22 protein-coding genes are annotated in these 20,871 nt (G+C 48.3%); 1 reads left to right on the top strand and 21 read right to left on the bottom strand.

Annotation, left to right across the window (positions count from 1 at the left end; all coding sequences use genetic code 11):
- The gene (locus tag L1271_RS13755) at positions 1-1,377 is read left to right on the top strand and encodes an FAD-dependent oxidoreductase (RefSeq protein WP_235368076.1); all 1,377 of its coding nucleotides are present in this window, start codon (positions 1-3) and stop codon (positions 1,375-1,377) included.
- On the opposite strand, the gene L1271_RS13750 is transcribed toward L1271_RS13755, so the two are convergent.
- Genes L1271_RS13750 through L1271_RS13650 form a run of 21 tightly spaced genes read right to left on the bottom strand, consistent with a single transcriptional unit; the run spans position 1,374 to position 20,818 of the window.
- Positions 1,374-2,363 (bottom strand): GNAT family N-acetyltransferase, encoded by a 990-nt coding sequence (locus tag L1271_RS13750; protein WP_235368075.1) that lies wholly within the window; start codon positions 2,361-2,363, stop codon positions 1,374-1,376. The genes L1271_RS13755 and L1271_RS13750 overlap by 4 nt on opposite strands.
- Complete coding sequence (locus L1271_RS13745; RefSeq protein ID WP_235368074.1) at positions 2,353-3,030, bottom strand: class I SAM-dependent methyltransferase; 678 nt, start codon at positions 3,028-3,030, stop codon at positions 2,353-2,355. The genes L1271_RS13750 and L1271_RS13745 overlap by 11 nt, the downstream gene beginning before the upstream one ends.
- A gap of 56 nt (positions 3,031-3,086) precedes the next feature.
- On the bottom strand, positions 3,087-3,809 hold the full coding sequence (locus L1271_RS13740) for a nucleotidyltransferase family protein (protein ID WP_235368073.1): 723 nt from the start codon (positions 3,807-3,809) through the stop codon (positions 3,087-3,089).
- A 1-nt stretch (position 3,810) separates the two neighbouring features.
- Positions 3,811-5,280, bottom strand: coding sequence for a PfkB family carbohydrate kinase (locus L1271_RS13735; protein WP_235368072.1), 1,470 nt, complete (start codon positions 5,278-5,280; stop codon positions 3,811-3,813).
- Positions 5,270-6,475 (bottom strand): DegT/DnrJ/EryC1/StrS family aminotransferase, encoded by a 1,206-nt coding sequence (locus L1271_RS13730; RefSeq protein ID WP_235368071.1) that lies wholly within the window; start codon positions 6,473-6,475, stop codon positions 5,270-5,272. Before L1271_RS13730 ends, L1271_RS13735 begins: the two co-directional genes overlap by 11 nt.
- A complete protein-coding gene (locus L1271_RS13725; protein ID WP_235368070.1) occupies positions 6,472-7,440 on the bottom strand; it encodes a Gfo/Idh/MocA family protein in 969 nt (322 codons plus the stop codon). The genes L1271_RS13730 and L1271_RS13725 overlap by 4 nt, the downstream gene beginning before the upstream one ends.
- A 3-nt stretch (positions 7,441-7,443) precedes the next feature.
- Complete coding sequence (locus L1271_RS13720; RefSeq protein ID WP_235368069.1) at positions 7,444-8,766, bottom strand: hypothetical protein; 1,323 nt, start codon at positions 8,764-8,766, stop codon at positions 7,444-7,446.
- Positions 8,766-9,260 (bottom strand): WbuC family cupin fold metalloprotein, encoded by a 495-nt coding sequence (locus L1271_RS13715; protein ID WP_235368068.1) that lies wholly within the window; start codon positions 9,258-9,260, stop codon positions 8,766-8,768. Before L1271_RS13715 ends, L1271_RS13720 begins: the two co-directional genes overlap by 1 nt.
- Positions 9,260-10,279, bottom strand: coding sequence for a TylF/MycF/NovP-related O-methyltransferase (locus L1271_RS13710; RefSeq protein WP_235368067.1), 1,020 nt, complete (start codon positions 10,277-10,279; stop codon positions 9,260-9,262). The genes L1271_RS13715 and L1271_RS13710 overlap by 1 nt, the downstream gene beginning before the upstream one ends.
- Entirely contained in the window at positions 10,276-11,763 is a 1,488-nt protein-coding gene (locus tag L1271_RS13705; protein WP_235368066.1) for a hypothetical protein, read from the bottom strand. Before L1271_RS13705 ends, L1271_RS13710 begins: the two co-directional genes overlap by 4 nt.
- Positions 11,764-11,794: 31 nt before the next feature.
- Positions 11,795-12,502, bottom strand: a complete 708-nt coding sequence (locus tag L1271_RS13700; protein WP_235368065.1) for a formyltransferase family protein — start codon at positions 12,500-12,502, stop codon at positions 11,795-11,797.
- A gap of 7 nt (positions 12,503-12,509) precedes the next feature.
- Positions 12,510-13,232, bottom strand: coding sequence for a class I SAM-dependent methyltransferase (locus tag L1271_RS13695; RefSeq protein ID WP_054015593.1), 723 nt, complete (start codon positions 13,230-13,232; stop codon positions 12,510-12,512).
- 23 nt (positions 13,233-13,255) lie between these two features.
- Positions 13,256-14,290 carry a zinc-binding dehydrogenase gene (locus L1271_RS13690; RefSeq protein ID WP_235368064.1) on the bottom strand — a complete coding sequence of 345 codons (1,035 nt, stop codon included), beginning with the start codon at positions 14,288-14,290 and terminating at the stop codon, positions 13,256-13,258.
- A gap of 1 nt (position 14,291) precedes the next feature.
- A complete protein-coding gene (locus L1271_RS13685; protein WP_235368063.1) occupies positions 14,292-15,296 on the bottom strand; it encodes a phosphotransferase in 1,005 nt (334 codons plus the stop codon).
- Positions 15,278-15,886 carry a hypothetical protein gene (locus tag L1271_RS13680; RefSeq protein WP_010369202.1) on the bottom strand — a complete coding sequence of 203 codons (609 nt, stop codon included), beginning with the start codon at positions 15,884-15,886 and terminating at the stop codon, positions 15,278-15,280. Before L1271_RS13680 ends, L1271_RS13685 begins: the two co-directional genes overlap by 19 nt.
- The gene (locus L1271_RS13675; protein WP_235368062.1) at positions 15,883-16,803 is read right to left on the bottom strand and encodes a transketolase family protein; all 921 of its coding nucleotides are present in this window, start codon (positions 16,801-16,803) and stop codon (positions 15,883-15,885) included. Before L1271_RS13675 ends, L1271_RS13680 begins: the two co-directional genes overlap by 4 nt.
- Complete coding sequence (locus L1271_RS13670; RefSeq protein ID WP_235368061.1) at positions 16,800-17,603, bottom strand: transketolase; 804 nt, start codon at positions 17,601-17,603, stop codon at positions 16,800-16,802. Before L1271_RS13670 ends, L1271_RS13675 begins: the two co-directional genes overlap by 4 nt.
- A 7-nt stretch (positions 17,604-17,610) precedes the next feature.
- Positions 17,611-18,273, bottom strand: a complete 663-nt coding sequence (locus L1271_RS13665) for a class I SAM-dependent methyltransferase (protein WP_235368060.1) — start codon at positions 18,271-18,273, stop codon at positions 17,611-17,613.
- Positions 18,274-18,280: 7 nt separating this feature from the next.
- Entirely contained in the window at positions 18,281-19,270 is a 990-nt protein-coding gene (locus L1271_RS13660; RefSeq protein WP_010369193.1) for a GDP-mannose 4,6-dehydratase, read from the bottom strand.
- Positions 19,263-19,874, bottom strand: coding sequence for an SIS domain-containing protein (locus L1271_RS13655; RefSeq protein WP_235368059.1), 612 nt, complete (start codon positions 19,872-19,874; stop codon positions 19,263-19,265). The genes L1271_RS13660 and L1271_RS13655 overlap by 8 nt, the downstream gene beginning before the upstream one ends.
- Positions 19,871-20,818: an NAD-dependent epimerase/dehydratase family protein gene (locus L1271_RS13650; protein ID WP_235368058.1), complete on the bottom strand. Its 948-nt coding sequence runs from the start codon at positions 20,816-20,818 to the stop codon at positions 19,871-19,873. Before L1271_RS13650 ends, L1271_RS13655 begins: the two co-directional genes overlap by 4 nt.
- Between the last annotated feature and the right edge of the window lie 53 nt (positions 20,819-20,871).

Genomic DNA, 20,871 nt, shown 5'->3' with positions numbered 1-20,871 from the left:
ATGGCGAATACTCAGGCGGTTGTTGTTGGCGGCGGCATTTGTGGCATGGTGGCGGCTTTGCTGTTAAAGCAACGCTTTACTAATGTGGTGTTGATCGAGCAAGCCGATACGGTTGGTGGCTTGTTTTGCTCTATTAAAGACAGCTCAGGTGCTGCTTATGATATGGGCTCACATATTCCCAACGCCACCGGTGTGGCGGAGTTAGACGAGATATTATTCGCAGATGCAGATACAAGCAGTTGGCATAAAATTGCCAGGCTATGCTCAGGCAACTATTTCGGCGGCAGCTGGGACTTGAACAGCCCATTTCCGGACGCTTCTAAGTTACCACAAGACATGTATCAGCAGGGTTGTGGTGAACTCATCAATCACACTGATCTACCAGAGTCTAATTTACTCTATGACTACTGTGCTAATTCTTTAGGTGTCGTCTTCACAGAAAGTATTGTGGTGCCAATATTGCGTAAGTTGTATGGGCAGGATGCGCCGCTGAAGTCATTGACTATGGCTGCGGGATTATTTGGTTTTACCCGTATTCTGGCATTGCCCGCTGATGTAACAGCCACCCTTAAGCAGCTTCCGGCCTTTGATGCTAAGCTAGGTTATCAGCGGGAAGCCGATTTTCAGCAGCGCAAAGCACAGGATAATCTCAGCGAGGTGACTTACTATTACCCAACGACAGGAGAGGGTATTGGCTATTGGGTCACTCAACTGCAAAAGCGTGTTGAGCGCGCCGGGGTTGAAATTATCACTTCAGAGCGTGTGGCAAACATTGCGCATCATGATAAAAAAGTGACTAGTCTGGTTTTGGCTAACAGTGAACGCGTACTTGACTGCGATTTTCTTTTCTGGAGTGCGCCACCTTTTATTGCCTTAGCCGCGATGGGCCTGACGCCGGCCAGAGGCCAGGTGACTTTGCGCACCGCGCTTATTTTTCATCTTAACTTTGACAGACCCTTGCTTGATAAGCAGTCCCATTATCTTTGGGTCTGGGATCCGAGTAGTGCGATATTTCGCCTGACCTTGTATCCAAATCTAACCGGGCAGAGTAACCATAATCACTTATCCGCGGAGATCTTGTGCAGTCCCGATGAAGTTGACTCCTTTACCCAGTCTGAGATCATCGAGCAGCTTATGTCGATGGGCATAGTTGACCCACAGGCAAAGTGCGTCAGTGGAGAGACTCAGGTGATTAACAACACGTTTCCGGTACCCACTACAGAGTTTCAGGCTGTTAATCAGCAAAACTACGAGACATTGTCAAACTGTGTTGACAATGTCGTGGTATCAGGTCGGTTCAGCGGAAAATGCTGGCGCCAGGCTGAGGTGCTGATCGAGGCTTACGAGTCGATTATACAGGCAACCGACGCGATTTAAGCGTCGGTCTTTGCCAGCCGAACATGAAAATATGGCTCTACATTGCCGCCAAAACTCAGTTTGAACCAACCCCTCTGAGGGCTGTTGATCCCCTCTAAATCTAACCGTGATATGCCTTTTTGTGCGAGCAAAGGGAAAGCCTGCCATAGAACAGCTGTACCCGTATGGCTGTCACGCATATCAGGGTGATTTGCGCCGTAAAAATAATAAGCCGTGTTCTGATGGAGTAAGTAAGTCGCGAAACTGCCAATTTCCTGCTCACGAGTCTGTGCCTGATACATGCAAAGCAGCCCATGTTGTGCCAGCCTTTTGACTCTGAATGCAAGCGCATCCAGTTGCTCTGTACTAATTTCAATTCCCTGGCGTGCCATGGTCATTCCATAGTACTTGGCAAACAAAGCAAAGTCTTGCGATTCACTGAGGGTCACCTCTTTTTTAATACCGTAGCGGATCTCCTGACGTCTCGACACCGAGCTGTTGTTATAGTTGTCAGAGTGTTCTAGTGTATCCAGTGGTGCGGCAAACTCGTCCAACTCAAGTATGGAGGTATAACGCGGGGTTACAGCATATTTGGGTCCATCGTTATGATAATTGACCCACAAAAAGGCACGAATATCTTTAATGGCCGGGTGCAATTTGAGCTGCACCTGAGTGTAGTGCTCTGTGAGGTACTCGGCAATATATTCTTGCGCTGCGAACAACTCGGAGTGGCCCTGAGCACGATTAAGGTGACTGATATTGCGATGCGCTATGCCGTCATGGATAACATCATGGTGGCCGATGACCTGAGTTTCGCTTTCATCTACGATCAGTAGCACAGCGGCTATTTTTTCCTTGCCTTTACAGCAATAATAGGCGTGATACTTCACACCCAGCAGCGCAATAAACTGGCTATGAATAAACGGACTACCATGGGGAGATGTGGCGATAAAGCTGTCCCAGTGATGGTCCAGCTCACAACGCTCAAGAGTAAACTTATTCTTCATGAGTTGGCTTTTTCAGTACCATACTCCAAGCAGCATGTACTCCATCGCTGCCGTACTCGCTAGACTGAGCGTGACTGAGTGACACAATTTCAAATCGCGATACTAGCTGGTGGATGAGGTCTGCGTTAAAGAAATTGACGTTTCCAACACCTGCAAATGGTCCCCAAGTGTAGCCTGTTTTAGTATATTCATCGACCGACTCAGGCGCTTTAGCATAATCAGAGTGCTCAGTGCTAAACCAGTCAGTGATCAGTAATACACCGCCAGGCTTAAGTTTATCGTAAGCCTCATCTAGGTAGCGCTGAATGCTACTGGCTGGATTGTGTACGGATGCGCCCCGGTCGATGATTAAGTCGAACTGTGTTTGAAAGGGCCAGGGTTGTGTAAAGTCACCCACATACAGATTATTTGAAATGTTAGTGAATCTTTGTTTCAGCTCACCAATAATAAACTCGCTGCCATCAATACCATAAACGTTGGGACAATAACTGAGAAAAAAGGGAAAGTTTGCGCCAGCACCACATCCGACTTCCAAAATAGTAAAGTCTGGATTGCCCTCGCGCAGCTTAGTGTTGCGCAGAGCTCCGCTCACAATTTCGCTCCATGGCCAAACGGACATGTGCTGATTACTGCGGTAAAGTTGATCCCAGTTTTGACAAAATGACATAAATTATAAATCCTTAGACTTAGATTATTCTTTTAAGTTAAGCAAAGTTTGCGCCATTATAACAGTGGCATTGTCTGACTTTCGGCAATCTTTTGCGCTTCTGAGTAGCTTTCTGGTGTACCAATATCAATGTAATGCTCATCGACCAGCCAGCCTTGTAACTTACCAATCATACTAGGCACTACATCCAGGCTAAGCTCATAGGGCCGATCCACTTCTAGGTGCGAGAAATAGCGTTCATAGACTTCAGGTGAAAATATAAAGAGGGCGCCACTGGCAAGGTTGCCAGGAGGGTGTTCGACCTTTTCATGAAACTCCTGAATAACTTGATTTTCATCCAATTTAACAATACCACAGCTACGTGGCGTCGGGGTTTCGAACAAAAGTAAAGTAGCATCGGTCTGCGTCTGGCGTTGTTTATGTGCCTCAAGCATGCCCTCTAGTGAGCTTTGACAGTAGTTGTCAGCATGTATCACCATGCAGGTCTCTCCCTGCCAAAAAGTCCGATTGCGCACCAGAGTGCCCGCGGTGCCCAGTAACTTAGATTCGTAACTCAGGGTAATCCGGCTCCGATGCGGGCTGGTTGCCACAAAAGCTTCAACCTGCTCACTAAAGTAATGGGTATTAACCAGGATCTCATCAACCCCAAGTTGAACGAGTTTATCTATCCATAAACCCAGCAAGGGTTGACCGTTGAGCGGAACAAGGCACTTTGGCAGAGTATCTGTGATTGGTCGCAGGCGGGTGCCAAGGCCTGCGGCAAGCAAAATAGCTTTCATATTAACTAAATGAATCCTTAACGGCTTGTTCAAGGAGCTGACAAGACAAAGGGGTATTACCCAGTGACGCAACCTGACATGCGGCAGCCAGGCTACCCAGGTAGCAGGCCTGCCAAATGTTTGCACCTGCAACCAACGCCAGTGAACTGGCAGCTAAAAAGCAGTCACCTGCGCCAGCAGGGTCGACGGCGTTGGTGTTCAGCGCGGGCAGGCGGTCGTTCTCCCAGTCATCAAATGTGTGATTGGGCTTGTGAATGAGGATCCCTTCTTCGGCGAGTGTAATCACCAGGTTTTTTGGCTGCGACACCTCTGTGAGCTTCTGCGCCAGGATAACCAAGCCGTCATCCGGATTATTCAGAGATACTCGCACCTCTCGCTCTGTTGGGGTTAACAGATCCATATTGCAGTAGCGGGCAATATCTCCCACTTGCGAAGAAGTCTGAGAGTCTGCAACCAGTCTGATCCCTCGCAGGTGGCAGGCTGCAGCAATTTTCTCAACCAGTGGTTGTGGTAGCAAACCGTAGTTAAAATCGGAAAATACTAACAGGTCAATCTGGTTGAGCTGGCTTTCGATTGCCTGATATATTTGTGCCTGCAACTCCTGTGATATCTTGTGTTGACGTACCTGATTAACCCGCAGCAAGGTTTTATTGCTGGCGCGGTAGCGGGTTTTTAAAGGGGTCGGACGACTTTGATCGCTAAAGAACAAAGGCTCAACTTGGTAGTTTGCAATTTGCGAGCGTGTATAATTAGCGGTCTGATCCTCGCCCAATACCGAAGCCAGCACTACATGCTCTGCTCCCAGTGCTTTTATGTGTCCTGCTGTGATGGCTGCGCCGCCTAGGAATGTGTCTTTGCGGTTTGGGGTGATCACGATAGTCGGATCTTCCTGTGACAACCCTACGGCTGTGCCTTGTACATACTCGTCGACGATGACTTCGCCAATGACCAGGACACGCAGGGATTTCATTGCATCAAACAACTCATATAAGTCGTCAGCTGCAATCTTATGACGGTTGGCAAACCCTCGTGCCTCGGCAAAATCCATGCCCGGCGCCGGCTTTTTGCTGCGGCTGAAAAAGTGCTCAGAATTACTTTCAAACTCACCTGAGCCAAAAATAAGCTTACCCCCGTAGCTGTTTAAGACTGCGAGTTCAGGATTTGAACGTGACTCAAACTCTTTTCCTTTAACCACTATTTGGGGCTTGAACCGTGCAACCTCTTGCTCAGGTGTGGCCGTGGTTATATGCGCTTCATCAACACACTCTAAGGACCGCACCACTTCCAGTCTAAGCTCTTCACTGACACGGCTGCGTACGGCCATAGATTTGTCCGCGTTGACAGCGACAATCAACTTGTCCCCACATTCTTTGGCGAATTTAAGAAGTCTGATGTGTCCTGCATGCAAGACGTCAAAGTTGCCTTGGACCAGGACAGTTCTTGTGTGTTTCTGTGGAGTGTCATTTGGCATAGTGTTGTTCGACTTTGACAATGGCGGCGCAAATATCCGTCACTTCTTGCTGGGTATATTGTTCATTTAAGTACAGGTTAAACGATCTGTCCCGCGCAGACACGGTATTTGGCGTTGATAATGGGGGCTTGATGTAGGGCAATGCCCACTTCCAGTCACTGATCAGGAATTTATAGTCCGGATTCAGGTCTACTCCCTCAGCTTGCAGGGCCTGACAAAATGTCAGTTTATCTACGCTGAGTGTCTCCTCGCGAATAAACACCTGAAGGAAAAACGGTGACGCACTGCCAGAGAACCTGGCAACATAACAACATGTCGATTGGGTGTTAATCCATTCAATTAGCGCATTTTGCACCGCGTTACGCGCAGTGATGGTCTCGTCAAGACGAGACAAAGAAGCATGGGCAACCGCACAGGAAAGCTCGTTGGTGTTCCAGTTAAGGGCGGGAAACAGGTTAAGCGAGGGGTCTCGTTCTGCGTATCCTTCTTGCCAAACTGGTTTTCCTCTATCCGCATGTGCCAGAGCCATGTGATATAAAGATTGGTTTTTAGTGTAGACAATGCCGCCGCTGCCAGGGGCGGCAATATTTTTACGATACATGGTAGAGGTTGCCATGATATCGCCAAACCCACCAACCTTTTGACCATTCCATCTCGCGCCTGGCGCTTGAGAGCAGTCTTCAATGACTTTGATACCGCGCTGGTGGGCCTGGGTCACTATGGTTTCAACGTCGGTGGGGATACCCGCACAGTGAACCAGAATAATCGCACCGGTCTTGTCCGTGATCAGCGGTTCGATTTGTTCCCAGGTGCTGTTATAGCTATCCTCAGCCGCATCGGCTATCACAGGCACATATCCTTGGTGAATAATGGACGCGAGGGGCCCCGAATCGGTCACCGGTGAAAGAATAACTTCCTGACCTTGAGGTAGCATCAGCGCTGCAAGGGCAACGAATACGGATGCGGTGCCGGTTGCAACGGCTACGCTGTAACCGCCACCCATATACTCTGAAAAGGAGTTGCAATAAGCTTGCTCAAAGTCGCCGCCGTAGGGGGGATCAGATTCACTGTGCTGATAATGTGCAATCACCTTATTGAGCGCGTCTATTTCACTCGTGCCAAATGCCTTTCGGGCAGGCATAGGTGTGGTACGTACCGGGTTGCCGCCCAAGATAGCAAGGGGTTGTTTACTCATAACGCACTCCACCTGACAGGTTGTTTTGTCTGACGCGACAGATCTGCGCCAGTGAGTATTTTCACTACATTGAGGCCCAGCTCAAACTCCTCACAACATGACTGACCGCATTGAACCTTAGCGATGAAAGACTCAAGAGACAGCCCAAGTGGCATCCGATTTGGTGAGCTAAGCGGCTGACTTTGTCCGCTATCCTGGTGTTCGACAAACAGATCCGGGTCCTCTCTGTCTACGAAATGGTAGACATCGTTGCCATAGGTCACAGCCATTTGTCTGGTTTTCTTGGCCATCCCATTCCCACCAACAACGGTTGCCGTGCTGCCATTACTAAAGGTCATAGTCACTTCAATATTTTCTCTTAATACATCCTGTGACAGATCAGCGTCGACAGGGAGTGCCCGACTGGAAATGGTGTCAGGCAATTCGCCGCAAAATTCCAGTGCTGCGGCAATAAAGTGGGGGGAATACTCCCAAAGTGGCGGCCAATTTTCTCGGGGATTGTAGGCCGCCCCTATTTTGGCCTCAAGATGTGTAGGCACACCAGGTTGCAGGCGGCGCAGTTGTGTAATTGCACTGTGATGCAGGTCGATGTGATCGACAGCCACAATGGCTTTACGTGCTCTGGCGAAGTCAAGCATCTCGGTTGCATCTGCAATGCTCATAGCCATAGGCTTTTCGATAAATAAAGGAATACCAGCGGCCATAATTTTCAGTGACGCAGCTTTGTTGAGATGCGGAGGCAGGGCCAAAATCACGCCATCTACTTTTACATCACTGCTCAGTAGCGCATTCACAGAATTAAACACCTGGCAATACGGTAATACGAAGTCGTGAGGGTTTTCGTTGCTTGTGACTACAAAGTCCAGAGACGCGCTGGTGATTTCTTCATTGAGTGTACGTGCAATTTTTTGTCCCCAACTGCCGAGTCCAACCAGTGCCAGTGAAAGTGAAGTGTGTACGCTCATTATTTAGCTTTGCTCCATATCAGCAAGATCGTCATAAAGGTCGGAGAAGTCTTGTAGTTCGCCGGTTTGTATCTGACGATGGAGTTTTAAGAAGGCACCATGAATGGTTTCAGTGGTGCCACTGTGCCAGATAACAACCTGATTCTCATGAGCTCTAAATTCTGGTTGTTCACCAAAGAAATAGCCACCGGTGGCAACATTTTTGACGCTGTTTGAAAAATGCTCCCGGCTGGTGGGGATAAACATGATCGAATTGACGTTTTCGGTAAAGAAGTAGGTATAACTGGTGCCGCCATTGATACTCATGTTGATATGGGCACGACGGTACAGGGCAAACCGGACATGCATGTCTATAGAAGCCAGCGGCAAGGTATCGCAATGACTCAGGCACTCGGGCAGAGCTTCGCATGCTTTGCTGGTATCGCGCACGACAATAATGTGGAATTCTTCGCTGTCGACCCGTTTGGTAAATTCAGCCCATTCTTCCACCGGACTATTGCGGTGTTCATGCAGAGGGTACTCGCGTAGTGTGATGACCAGCAATTTTTTATCGCCAATATTACGGTCCTGAACAAAGCTATCCACTAATGCTTCGGCATGGGCGTGCGGCCTGAAACGTGCGGTGTCTATACCCGCTCGTTTATATTTAAGCACTTGCTCAATTTTTAGATGGATGCCTCTATGTGTTTCACGGAATGACTCAGGAAAGACATGGGGCTGATGTTGCAACATCTCGACCGCTTGTTGGCGGTAGGACATTTTAGACACACCCGAGCAGGCTGGAAGCGCTTCAAAAACAGGAATAACGATATGATTGAGTCGCCATTCTACATCATCCAGCTCATGAGAAGTGGTAAAACTCAGGGAGTCAGAATCCGCAGAGCGCTTCGGCTGGACCACGAAATGGATGGAATCATATTGGTGCTCTTCTCGGTACAATTCAGCTTGGATGGCAAAACAGCAGCAATCAAATGTCGCAACGTTGCGAGATAAATCGAAGACAGCGTAAAGTACTTTGTCTTTACGCACGGCGGGGAGAATAACATCCTTGCACGCTACGATGATGCTTTGCATCTGGTTGTAAAAGTAAATTTTTTCCAGGTCGATACCATGTTTAACTAAATCTTGTGCGATCTCGTCGACAAACATAGAGCAGATGATGATCCTGTCAACCTCTGTCTGGACTAGCTCAGGCAAAGATAAAGTAGGGTGGGATTCAAACTGCTCTTGTCCCGATGTGCAGGCATATATTAGCTCGTGCTCATCTACTAGTGTTGAAGTAAGTTGTTCGGTGACTGTATTAATACCGTATAAAGCTATTTTCATTACTGACCTGTTATTCTTCTATAATACTCTTGCAATTCGTCAGGTTTATCCTCTGACGGCGCCCAGGGGGCGTATTCAACATCTATGTCTTTGTCGAATGGGCCGACATAACATTCGTGATAAACAACCCACTCTGAGCGGGCAATTGGCAGGTGCCATAATGGCGCACTAAGGCGATACATAAAGGCATCCTGACCGTTATCTGACATGGGGATACGCTGTGATACTAGCCCATTGTCGTCAAAAATAAAGACCTCCATTTCCCCTTCAATCAGATGATAGGACTCCGATTTATGTTGCGGGTGGCGGTGAGGCGTCATTAACGCGCTGCGATGCAGCACAATAATCATCTCCTGAATAGGGTCCTGATTATCTCTATGACAACACAATCTAAAGCGCTTAGTCGGGGAGGCCAACGCACGCGCTTTTAACATGTCTAAGGTACTGTTATCGACTGTCAACACGTCTTTGTCGTTGAAGATAGCAACACTCATCAGGTGTTGCTCGCTGATTTTTTACTGTAGCTACGTATCGCGAGGATATATGAGCCGATACCATAGTGGCCACGCGGTTCAAACTGGATGTCGTATTTGTTGCAGATATCGGCCCAGGCTCTTTGCTGTCCAAACTCCGGGAGGTTACCGTTGCAGCTCCAGTCATCAAACAGCAAAATGGCGCCCTTAGAAAGCAGCTCGTTGGTAAAAATATAATCGAGTACCTGATAGGTAGATTCGTACAGATCGCAGTCCAGGTGTAACAGTGCAAACCGCTCTTCGGGTTTGATTTGCACCATAGTTTCTTCGAACCAACCCTGATAAATACTAAAATCTGAAAACTTGAGCTGAGTATTGAGTGTATCTGCCAGCTGTTGTGCACTGATGTCTGCACAGGCGCCTTCTCCCCAGACGTTACTCTGGACAAGAGGGGACTCCAGATCGATATCATGGGTAGAAGCTGGCAAGCCCTCAAAACTATCAAACAGGTGCAGGTGCTTAGCCGGCATATTGTAATACTGGCTGCAGTCTCTGAGAGTTCTGGCAAGCATATAGCTGGATTGGCCAGTGCCACATCCGAACTCAGCAATATTACCTGCGACCTGATTGGCCATGACTAACTCGACTTGCATCGCCAGCGTTCGAAGCACGTCTTCACGGAAGCTAAAATAGGTGTGAATATCGGGCGCTTTGCCTTGTGGGTAGCCAGTGAAAATGCCAAACTCCAGGCTAAACCCGTTCATCATATTGTGGTGCGCGACATAGACTTTTTCTTCCGGGACACCTAAAGAGAGCAGTTGGGGCTTAATCTCTTTGTGGTACTGACTGGCAATGATGATCTGATCATAGGACAAAGACGATAAAACGTCAGGCCCTTTGATTTCTACTCCTTCACGCATCGAGCCCCAAAGTGCAGCGTTGTTATCTATCAGGCATACAACCTCATGCCCTTGCTGATTTAAGAATAGCTGCAGGGTATTTTGCCCGCCTTTTCCTGTGCCAAAAATGATCACTCTCATAGAAGGTCTCCCTTAGGCTTTTTAAATAATAAAATATGTGTGTCGGTTGCATTAAGCGTCGTGACATCGCTGAAGATGCTTTTCAGTAACGCCTGCTCCGAGCTAATAAACGTAAATCCAAGCTCCATTGCTGTGCGCTCAAGTAACGCTGCCTGGTTTGACTGTGTTTGTTCGTTCATTTGTAACAGCAGATCCCCATCGGGCTTAAGTACACGCAATGATTCGGCCAGTAACGCTTGTAACCGGCTGTGCTCAAGATTGAATGTGCGGGGGGTCAGATAAACCAGCGCAACGCTGTTGGCGTCATGATAGAGGTCGACTGGTTGCTCATTCTCTGGGCTGAGTGTGTTGTAAAACAGCGATGGTGAGTCGCCATAGATGGCCCAGTTGTCGTTTTCCAGTGCGCCAATTGGATAAACACACACTTTGAGTTCACTACAACGTTGCCACGGCATAAGGGGATAATGTGAGACAATCCCTTTTATCGTGGCCGCAGTGTTGCGACGACGGCTGGGCGTAATGGTTAGCTCGCAGACGATGCGCTGTGCAGAGTCACTCGAAATGCCTCTGTGTAGTAGTTGACTGACCTCCAGTAAAGCCCAGGTGCCGGTAGGCCCGGTCACAAACACTTCCTGGCCTTGCTCTGTTTTTATTGCTGTTGTTCCAAGCGCTTTACTGGGTGGTGTCAAAAAGAGCAGCAGTTTTATGACCGTGTCTGGCAAACTGTCGGTGTGATAGGCATTTGAGCCCAATTGAGAGTCCGATATTTGCGCCAGGCGGGTAATGCGGCCATTGACGACTTGCCAGTTATAGCCAAGCTGAGTGCAGACATCGTCATACACATGAGCCAGAAATTCATCGATATGCTGTCGGGCCTCATGCGTTAATTGTAATCGTTGCACCTCCGCATCATCGTTCAGTGAGGCAAAGTTGCGGTAATAGGTGTAGTCTGACTGACTGGCAGTTGTGTCATAGCCTGAGCGAGGCAGAGATTCGGCAACCTGCCTGAAGCGGTCGGCAAAAGCAGGGTCAACCTCGCCAATATAAAATTTGTCGCGGGCAAAATCTGCTGTGTGTGCGCCTTCGTAGTCGCGTCGGGCCAGACGGGTGTGTTCTTTCCATGCCTGCTCTGAGCGATACAAGGGATTATCAAAGCTGGTTTGATAATCAAGCAGTGAGATTATCTCAAGCTCTGCCGGAGCGAAGCGTTCGAGTAATTTATCTTTAATGGCATAAAAAAATGTTTGTGATGACACCACTATCTTATACTGCTGTAAATCTTCACGGGTTAAGTCGGTTAATCCGGTGACGGTGTCTGTGCCGGGTTTGTCATCGATGAGCATCGCCGGAGCGACTAAAGCATCTTGTTTAATCAACGCCAGAATTTGCTCACATCCTCCACCACTGCCGTAAATGGCATAAGGCTCGGTGGCCAGATTGTGCTTGTGATACTGTTCGAGAAACCGGGTTTTTATTTCACTCATAAGGGCTTCCTGGATCAGACAAGCTGAAACATTACTGATTCACATCGCTGTGTAGCGCTTTAAGATAGCGTGCAAATACCTGTTCAAAATCAGCTTCGACTTCGCACGGGATCTTTTGCCTGCTTAATGGCGTTTGCGGGTCTACCGTAAAGTGGCTCGAAGTGTCGTCGAGATAAAGTGCAAACTGCGAGAGCAGCTCACACTCCATGTTATACGCCCTGTCACAGACCTCTTTGTAGGTGTCTGATGCGATAACCGACACTGTCATTTTTTTAATCACGGTGCCCGCATCAATGTGCTTATCAATTTTATGCAGGGTAATACCGATTGGCTGCTGTCTGACAATGGCCCATTTAAACGAGTCTAAGCCTCTGTTTTCGGGGATCAGACCCGGATGACAGTTAAAAATAGTATTACCTTCAATAAAGTGTTGCGGGATGATTTTTGCGATGGCTGTCACAAAATAATCCGGTTTGTTTGCCAGCGTATTCAGACGCTCTGACGAGGCTGTACCCCAGCAATTCATAGCGTGGTAGTGAACGCCACTGGCATGGCAAAAGGCCTCTACATCTAGCTCTATGAGTTGAAATGGCCGCTCCTCAAAAGGGCGCGGCTGACTCGGGCGGTATGAAAAAGGAAAAGCAAATAGCGAGATCTCATACCCCATAGTTAAAAATTTTTGTATCAACTGGTAGGTCATTAAATGACCTGTTTGATAGGTAAAAATACCAACGTGCATAACTAACTCATTCTTTCTTGGGCGCCACACACAGCATGATCAGGTACTGGCACATTGGGAAGAAGCCAGTGTGAACCACTTCATCGTTCATCCCAAAGGGATAGACATTGTGAAAATACTGTTCACAAAATGCCTTAAGATCCGCGCCTGACATACAGTTTATATGACCCTCTTTAGATGCCTTCGAGGCATACTTCTGTGACTCTAGCGAGGGGATCCCCAAGATTAAAGTACCCTGAGGGGTCATTGAAGCAACAATGTTTTCCATGAACAAACCAGCTTGCTGGGGATCGATGTGCTCGAATACATCCATCGTAAATACGCCGTCAAACGTGCCTTCAACCGGACCACCAATAATGTCGTGGCCCTGAAAAGTCACATTGTCCAGATTTTTCCCCATATATTTCTGTGCATCCTGGATATGTGGTTTGTAAAAGTCCACGGAAGTGAGCTTTTTCACAGTCTGAGAAACGATCAAAGATCCCATCCCTTCCTGGCAACCAATCTCAAGCACATTATCGAAGTCTGCAAACATTTTAGAAACAAATTTATGGCGAGACATCAAGAAGCCAAAGCGCTTGGGGTCTTGTAAAATCCCCTGGCTGTTATAAGGACCGAGTGTCAGCAGGTCCTGTTCTTCAATGTCGACATTCTCATCTTGTTTTAGCCAAGTCTCTTTGGCCATCTGAGATGAGCCGGTGCCAAAAAATGTCTTATCTTGTTTGTTCATGTTTTTCCCTTGTTACATAGTTTCTATTCCATCCTAATTACTGCTCGGATAATTTTTTTGTTTGCGAGGTCGTCCAGAGCGTCGTTGATCTGGTCGAGCTCATAAGTCTTACTGATTAAAGAGTGCAGATCCAGCTTATTTTGTTTGAATAATTCGACAAAGATAGGAATGTCTTTGTCCGGTTGGCTGCCGCCGCCCCAGCTGCCGCGAAGAGATTTGCCACGGTGGAAGGCATGGGGTTCCAGCTGGATCTTGAGTTCACTGCTAGGGTGAGACGCAAAGATGCACTGACCGCCTCCATCTCTCACAGATTCAAAAGCTTGCTCTATGGTGGTTGTGGTTCCGCCGGCTTCCAGGCTATAGTCAACGCCGAGGCCCTCTGTGATGTCATAGATGGCACTGACAGGATCTGAATCGTTGGCATTGATGGTGTGCGTGGCACCCAGCTGCCTGGCGATGGCGAGTTTCTCTTCGCTAACGTCAACAGCGATTAACTTTGTTGGATTACTCAGCTTTGCGGCGAGCAGCGCGCTCATGCCGATCCCGCCAAGTCCAAAAATGGCCAGAGTTTTTTCTGTCTCAGGCTTCAGCTCGTTGAACACCAGGCCAAGCCCGGTGGGCAAGGCGCAGCCAAGTAGTATGGCGAGCTTGTCCGGAAAGCCTTCAGGCAGCTTCACAACCCGGTTTTCAGCCACTATGGTTTGATCGCACAGCGTCGTCGCGCTCCCCGAGTTAATGAGGTATCCGTCATGTGGATATTTTCCGCCCGGAGCATCCTGACCTTCACCTTTGATCCAGCCTATTACGACTTTGTCGCCGACCTGTACTTTGGTGACGCCGTCACCCACCGCCTCGACAATACCAACACCTTCATGTCCAAGCAGGTGGGGCAGATATTTGTCTTCACCACGACCACCATTGACTTCCATCAACTGGGAGTGGCACAAGCCGCTGTAGAGAATTTTGACCTGCACCTGGCCTGTGATAAGCGCCGGCAGTTGAATGTTGTCAACTATCTTAAGAGGCTGACCTGTTTCAAATAGTACTGCTGCTTTCATTCTAGTTGTCTCTTAATTGGGTTTGTAACGTATGCATTTTAACGTTAATTTGAGCAAAGTAGCGTTGACTCTTGTCAAGTTGCTGCGCCTGCATGTGCTGTAATTTTGCATTTCTTTCTTCTAAGCAAGAAATGTTCCAGGAAAACAGTCTCCTGGCCTGAACATCAGGTAAAAACTCGTTGAGCATGATTAAGCACCACTTGAGCAGCGTGAGCTCAAAGACGCACTTTAGAGTGTTCCCAGCGGATGCTTGTGCTGCAAATAGTGGTGAGCGTAAAAACAGTGGTAAGTAAGACAGTGGCACGGGCACAGCTGGCTGGGCAAAAAAGTCGCATAGCAGCTTCCAGGCACTGTCATTTCCAGCATATTCGAAATCAATAAAATACACGTCATCGCGATATTTCAGTGCGTTATGAAAGCCAAAGTCAGAGGGGGAGACCACGTCGTTTGGACACGGCTGTTGCCAGTCTATACCGGGCGTTGTGCTGATAACTCTGGTGCGAAGTTCTATCGCCGTCAGCAGAGTATTGAGTTCAACGTTGTCACGCAGAGATTCGAATCGTGAAAGACGCCGTGTGACTAATTGAATAAAGTCTTCCAGTTTAGCCGGGCTATCCGCAGCCGCATTGAGCGCCGTGCGCTCAACCTGATGACTGTTGATGGCTGCAATGAAATTGCATGCTGCACTGACATCCTGTGCTCTCACTGTGTCAAAGGTGTGGCCGTCGATAAACTCGTATATGGCAGACAGGGTGTTAGAACAATAACCGATAGGCCTGGCTATATTTGAGATACCGGCCTTGTGTAGCTGCTGACTAAACTGAAATTCATTGTAAAGCTTGTCGAATGCCCGTGCGCCTGGCGCAAAGCATTTCAGAAAATAGGCGTTGTTATCCGAAAAGAGCTTATGCCCCTGATTATTTGCGCCCTGCGGCAAGCTGGAACTGCGCCAGTGGGTTTGTCCCAGAGTAGATGAGATAAAGTCTGTTAATTCAGCAGAGAACATAGCCAGGCATCCAATGCTTGCCAATGGTTGATTTGCGGGCCGCTGAACCCCTGAAGTGCGTTGGGTGCGAACAATACCCCATGACACTGTGCAGGAAAATCACTGTGCGTCAGAATATCTGGCAGATCATCAATAAACACGTCACACTTGAGCTGTGAGATACGCGCAACCTTTCGTACTTTGGTCTCGCTAAAAAAGACCAAATCAGAGTCAACAGGCGCATCGGCTGATCCGATAAAACCGTGGCTGAGGAGCCACTGTGTGGCTGCGTCATGAAAGTCAACACGCTCCCCAATAATCGGGTATTTAGTTTTATGCGACACGATGGCCAGTCTATGTCCTTGTGCATAAAGGCATTGCATTGCTGCTAGTGCACCTGGATAGGGGCGTGCCTGGGTGATTTCTTTCCCGTAGACGATACCCTGTAGCTCGGTCCATTTGGCTTCGTTGTCCTGGTCAATAAAATACTGTTTAACTTCATTTTTGCTTTGACCGACCGTCTCTGGTAGCCAGCCAAGCGCACAACCGACGCGATAAAATACGCCGGTGTAGTCGGCAATGGTGTTATCAAAATCTATGCCTATGATCACATCACACCTCGCTCTGATAAGGTGCTCATAATATCAGGCACAGTCAGACCCGCTTTGGCTCTTGCATCTGCGGTGGAATGCACCTGATCGATAAAGCGGTCCGGGATCCCGAAACGGTGCACCCGTGGCCAGTTTGCCTGTTCACTAAAGTACTCCAGCACAGCGCTACCAAAGCCACCGCTGACATTGTGTTCTTCGAGTGTGATCACATGGTCAAAACGGGTTATCGCATCGTTTAAATACGCTTGGTCGAGCGGTTTTACGGTGTGGAAACTCACCAGTTCTGGCGATAATCCGCGCTCCGTCAGTTCGCTTACTAATGCTTGTGCAAGAGGCATAATGGTACCAGTACTCAGCACGGCAATGCGCTCACCTGGTTGCATCACATGCACCTTGCCAAAGGTAAGGGCAGGGTTTCCTTCGTGGACTGCCGGCTCGTTTTTCTTACCAATTCTGAAGTAGCAAGGAGCGTTAAGCTCTATCAGCTGTGGCATCAGTTGCTCAAGCTCGTATGCGTCAGCCGGGCAGACCACGTGCATATTTGGCAGTGCGCGCATCAGCGCAATATCTTCGAATGAGTGATGAGTGGGACCCAGGTTAGCGTAAGATAAGCCAGAGCCGGTGCCGACGATGACCACAGGCTGATTCTGATAAGCGATATCAATTTTGATCTGTTCAAAGTTACGTGACGTGGTAAACGGGGTGATAGTATAAATAAAGGGCTTATGGCCCATCATGGCGCTACCAGCGGCCATAGAGGCCATATTCGCTTCCGCAATTCCTGCGTTGATAGCGCGCTCTTCGGCAAACTCCTTTAAGGGGTTAAACAACCGGTTACCTATATCTGCGTAAAAGAGCAACAGTGATTCGTCGTCTTTAGCAAGCTCAGTCAGGACTCGTGCAAATGCGTTTCTCATGATATTCCCAGCTCCTGTTTTGCCTGAGCAACTTCTTCTTCAGTCGGAATGCGGTAGTGCCAGTTGTTGTCGTTTTCCATAAATGACACGCCTTTACCTTTAACCGTATCGGCCACAATGCACACAGGTTGTTGGATGGATTTTGCGGCTTCCAAAGCTTGTTCCAGCGCACCAAGATCATGACCATCGACGCGCATTGTATGCCAGCCGAAGGCACGCCATTTCTCTTCAAGCGGCTCCAGATGCATAATCTCGGTACTTTCACCTGTACCTTGTAATTTGTTAAAGTCGACAATGGCAACCAGGTTACTTAAGCGCTTACCGGCTGCAAACATCGCAGCCTCCCAGACTGTCCCTTCATTGATCTCTCCGTCGCCCATGAGCACGTAAAAGCGGTTCTTAGCGCCTTGTAACTGTTTGCTCAGTGCCATGCCGGTTGCTAACGATAAAGCATGGCCCAGAGATCCTGAAACCGTCTCCACGCCTGCCGGGGCGTGTATTCCCGGGTGCTCTTCAAACTGGCTGCCAGTCTGACCATGCTCGTACAGTGCCGTTGGAGAAAAGTAATCACGGTAGGCAAGGGTTGTGTACAGCGCGCTGGCGGCATGTCCTTTACCCAACAAAAAGTAATCACGCTCAGGATTAGCGGGGTTGTTGGGCGTGATATGCATCGTGCGCCAATATAACACGGTCAGAATATCAACACAGGACAAACAACTGCCCAGGTGTGGTGTTTTAGTCTGGCTGGATACGTCACACAAAGTGTAACGGATCTGCGCTGCGATGGAGTTCAAAGTCATAATACGCCTACGGAATAAACCAATAAAAATCGCCAGTGTAACCGTTATCACGGAAAAACTGTTTCCAGTCATCCACATGCATAATGGTCTTGGCTGTCAGTGCCCACTCCATCATGCGTTCTTTTTCTTCATCGTTACGGTAGGCATCGACGGTAATAAAAGATTTGCCACGACTGACGCGCTCGATTTCACGCAGTGCCATGGCACATTCATTTTCTTCCAGATTGTGAATGGTGTTGATTGACATCACCACATCAAAGCTGTTGTCTTCATAGGGCAGCGCCTTGGCATTGCCTAAAGTCAATAGCTCCTTGACTTCTTCTTTGGCATTTTCCAGGGCATATTGAGAAATATCCAGTCCGCGCAATGTCATACCCGGGATCATCTGCTGCAGGTCGTACAGCATAAAGCCTTTTGCACATCCTACATCCAGCAGGCTAGAATTTTCATTAAGGCCGAAATGTGCCTTGAGGTCCGGTACAACAGGCTGCCAAAAACGCGGAAAGTAACTAAAGCCACCGTAACCATAGGTACGGTCACCATCAAAAAAGTCTTTGCCATATTGCCTGGCAATTTCGCGATCTGCTTCGGTGATCACGTTGGCACGGCCCTTAGTATCGCGCTTAGACTTAGGGTAATTTTTTAATAAATCGATTTCTTGTCCGAACATAGGGAACTCACGCTTTATGAATGTAGTCATGGGGTAATGTACTTAGTTCGCTCTGGTACTGTTTGACCCAGGCAATGGTACGCTCCAGGCCGTTTTCCAGAGAGACTTGATCCTGCCAGTTCAGTTCTGAGCGGACTTTGTTGCTGTCAAGCAGGTAGGCTGCGTCTTTGCCGAGGCGATCCTCGGTGACGGCACAGACCTGTTCAAAAGGCACTTGCAGCATATCGCAGATCAGCTCAACCAAGGCGCGAATGGTGATCATGCGTTCGGTTGAGATATGATACGTCTCACCCAATGTGCCTTGTGTGCCAATCTTCAGTGTCGCGTCTGACACGTCATCGATATGGATAAACGAGCGGGTTGAATGACCACCGCCATGCAGAGGTAATACCTTACCGAGCAGCGCAAACAAAATGGTTCTGGGGATGATGCGATAGAGCTGCTGACCTTCACCATACACATTCGCTGCGCGGGTAAATAACACTGGGAATTTGTAGACATCAAAAAAGGTATGCAAGCTCATGTCTGCCGCAGCACGCGATACCGCATAAGGGGTGCTGGGCTGGTAGTTATTATGCTCTTTCACCAGACCTTCGCAGCTGCCGTACACTTCTGGTGTAGAGATATGTACGTATTTGTCCAGGTGATCCAGGTCTTTTAACTGATTGTGCAGTTTGATGGTTGACACCGCATTGGTCATAAACCAGTGTTCCGGATATTGCCAGCTTTGTCCCACCATGCTCTGCGCCGCAAAGTTATAAACAGTACTGACCTTATGGCGTTTGATCAGGGCCATAATATCGTCCAGCTGGTGGTTGAGGTCGAACTGATGAAAATCAGGCTGGTTAGTCTGCCATTTGTAGGGCAACAGAGCGGTGTGAGGTTCTGCTGAGCGACTGACTGCCAACACTGAATGTTCTTGTTTTAGTAAATGGGCGCAAAAAGAAGCGCCCGAAAAGGAGTTACTACCGAGTACAAGGATTGGCGCATTAGCCATGATTGAGCTCCTGATAAAGGGCTTTCATTAGAATGTGTCCGATCACCACCTGGGTATCTTCAGAGATCTGCATATCCTGAATCGCAAAGTGAAATGCCTGGTTGAGCAATGGCTTGGCTTTGCCGCCATCAAATCCAAGAATTCCGACAGTGTGCATCCCCAAAGCCTGGGCTTGCTCAATGGCACGGATGATGTTGCCTGAATTGCCACTGCCAGACAGAACCAGCAACACATCCTGCGCGGATGCTTTCACTTTTAGCTGGTGTGCAAAAATATTGTCGTAACCAATGTCGTTACCAAGGCATGTCAACACTGAACTGTTTGCTGCCAATGCTTCCACTTTCAGGGCATCCCCCTGAGGGTGGACACCAAATGTAAAGTCATTTGCAAGGTGGATAGCATTTGCGGCTGAACCGCCATTGCCACACAAATACAAGGTACCGCCCTTGGCTTTCATATCCAGTAAAGTGCTGACCAGCTGCTTGACTGCATTACCGTCAAGATTGCTTAATACTTTGTGCAAAGTCTCAACGTAGTTTTCAGTTAACGACACAATGGGGTCAATTGATGGTAACGGAGTGATGATACTTTGTTGCTTAGTCATAATACTTCTCGCTGCATCCACTTAAGGTTATAGAAGCGATCTTCATTTTTTAACTGGCCTCTGCGATAGGCGTCAATCAGTTCTTCAATCGCAGTGGCGACATTTTTAGTGGGCTTAAATCCAGTCGCCAACAGTTTATCCGAGTTGATGCGGTAACATCTTGGGTCGTTTGATGGCGTCACTTCAATGTCAGAGTCAATCTGGGCTTTGACCATGTTGGCAATGTCCATAATAGAGATATTCTCAAACCCAGCATTGAAGACACCGCTGGTTTTTTCTGGGTGCTCCAGCATGTAAATGTACAGGTCGGTGATATCGTCGATATGGATGTTTGGTCGTACCTGAGCACCACCAAATACGGTGATTTTGCCATTTTCAAGTGCCTGCATCGTCAACATATTGACGGATACATCCAGTCTTTGGCGGGGTGATAAACCACATACGGTGGCAGGACGAACAATTTGTACAGCCATATCTTCGGCGTAGCTCAGCAATACACGCTCGGCAACCATTTTAGTTTTGTTATATTCTGATATCGGTTCGAGGGTAAGGTCTTCAGTGACCTGAGCTTCATCTTTCACGCCGTAAACACTGCCCGAGGAAGCGTAGATAAATTGTTTGATACCGGCGCGTTTGGCTTTATCGGCCAATTGCATTGTGGCCAGTGCACTGACTTCCCAGGTCAATTTGGGGTCCAGGTCACCGCATGGGTCGTTAGCGATAGAGGCGAGGTGAATGATGCTGTCTACACCGCTCAGCTCAATGTCTGAGGTATGGCGCACATCACCTTTTATCACGGTAAGGTTTTCATGTTCAGGCAGGAAGTTACCAAACCACTGGGTATCCAGTGCGATAACCTGGTAGCCTTTGGCGAGCAGCTTAGGTACTAATACCGTGCCCTTATATCCGGTGGCACCGGTCACTAAAACGGTTTTATTGCTCATTGTTCTCTCTTTTTGAATACTTTAATCACCCGGCATGACAATGCTCTAGCAAA

Origin of the sequence: Pseudoalteromonas sp. OF5H-5 (genome assembly GCF_021530695.1) — a bacterium.
Lineage (GTDB): Bacteria > Pseudomonadota > Gammaproteobacteria > Enterobacterales > Alteromonadaceae > Pseudoalteromonas.
The sequence above is the reverse complement of the archived record's forward strand: the minus strand, read 5'-3'. Positions and strand labels throughout refer to the sequence as shown.

Bases quoted from the DNA above. Each gene is read 5' to 3' on its own strand.
- L1271_RS13755 (WP_235368076.1), top strand. From the start codon at position 1: ATGGCGAATACTCAGGCGGTTGTTGTTGGCGGCGGCATTTGTGGCATG.
- L1271_RS13750 (WP_235368075.1), bottom strand. From the start codon at position 2,363: ATGAAGAATAAGTTTACTCTTGAGCGTTGTGAGCTGGACCATCACTGG.
- L1271_RS13745 (WP_235368074.1), bottom strand. From the start codon at position 3,030: ATGTCATTTTGTCAAAACTGGGATCAACTTTACCGCAGTAATCAGCAC.
- L1271_RS13740 (WP_235368073.1), bottom strand. From the start codon at position 3,809: ATGAAAGCTATTTTGCTTGCCGCAGGCCTTGGCACCCGCCTGCGACCA.
- L1271_RS13735 (WP_235368072.1), bottom strand. From the start codon at position 5,280: ATGCCAAATGACACTCCACAGAAACACACAAGAACTGTCCTGGTCCAA.
- L1271_RS13730 (WP_235368071.1), bottom strand. From the start codon at position 6,475: ATGAGTAAACAACCCCTTGCTATCTTGGGCGGCAACCCGGTACGTACC.
- L1271_RS13725 (WP_235368070.1), bottom strand. From the start codon at position 7,440: ATGAGCGTACACACTTCACTTTCACTGGCACTGGTTGGACTCGGCAGT.
- L1271_RS13720 (WP_235368069.1), bottom strand. From the start codon at position 8,766: ATGAAAATAGCTTTATACGGTATTAATACAGTCACCGAACAACTTACT.
- L1271_RS13715 (WP_235368068.1), bottom strand. From the start codon at position 9,260: ATGAGTGTTGCTATCTTCAACGACAAAGACGTGTTGACAGTCGATAAC.
- L1271_RS13710 (WP_235368067.1), bottom strand. From the start codon at position 10,279: ATGAGAGTGATCATTTTTGGCACAGGAAAAGGCGGGCAAAATACCCTG.
- L1271_RS13705 (WP_235368066.1), bottom strand. From the start codon at position 11,763: ATGAGTGAAATAAAAACCCGGTTTCTCGAACAGTATCACAAGCACAAT.
- L1271_RS13700 (WP_235368065.1), bottom strand. From the start codon at position 12,502: ATGCACGTTGGTATTTTTACCTATCAAACAGGTCATTTAATGACCTAC.
- L1271_RS13695 (WP_054015593.1), bottom strand. From the start codon at position 13,232: ATGAACAAACAAGATAAGACATTTTTTGGCACCGGCTCATCTCAGATG.
- L1271_RS13690 (WP_235368064.1), bottom strand. From the start codon at position 14,290: ATGAAAGCAGCAGTACTATTTGAAACAGGTCAGCCTCTTAAGATAGTT.
- L1271_RS13685 (WP_235368063.1), bottom strand. From the start codon at position 15,296: ATGTTCTCTGCTGAATTAACAGACTTTATCTCATCTACTCTGGGACAA.
- L1271_RS13675 (WP_235368062.1), bottom strand. From the start codon at position 16,803: ATGAGAAACGCATTTGCACGAGTCCTGACTGAGCTTGCTAAAGACGAC.
- L1271_RS13670 (WP_235368061.1), bottom strand. From the start codon at position 17,603: ATGACTTTGAACTCCATCGCAGCGCAGATCCGTTACACTTTGTGTGAC.
- L1271_RS13665 (WP_235368060.1), bottom strand. From the start codon at position 18,273: ATGTTCGGACAAGAAATCGATTTATTAAAAAATTACCCTAAGTCTAAG.
- L1271_RS13660 (WP_010369193.1), bottom strand. From the start codon at position 19,270: ATGGCTAATGCGCCAATCCTTGTACTCGGTAGTAACTCCTTTTCGGGC.
- L1271_RS13655 (WP_235368059.1), bottom strand. From the start codon at position 19,874: ATGACTAAGCAACAAAGTATCATCACTCCGTTACCATCAATTGACCCC.
- L1271_RS13650 (WP_235368058.1), bottom strand. From the start codon at position 20,818: ATGAGCAATAAAACCGTTTTAGTGACCGGTGCCACCGGATATAAGGGC.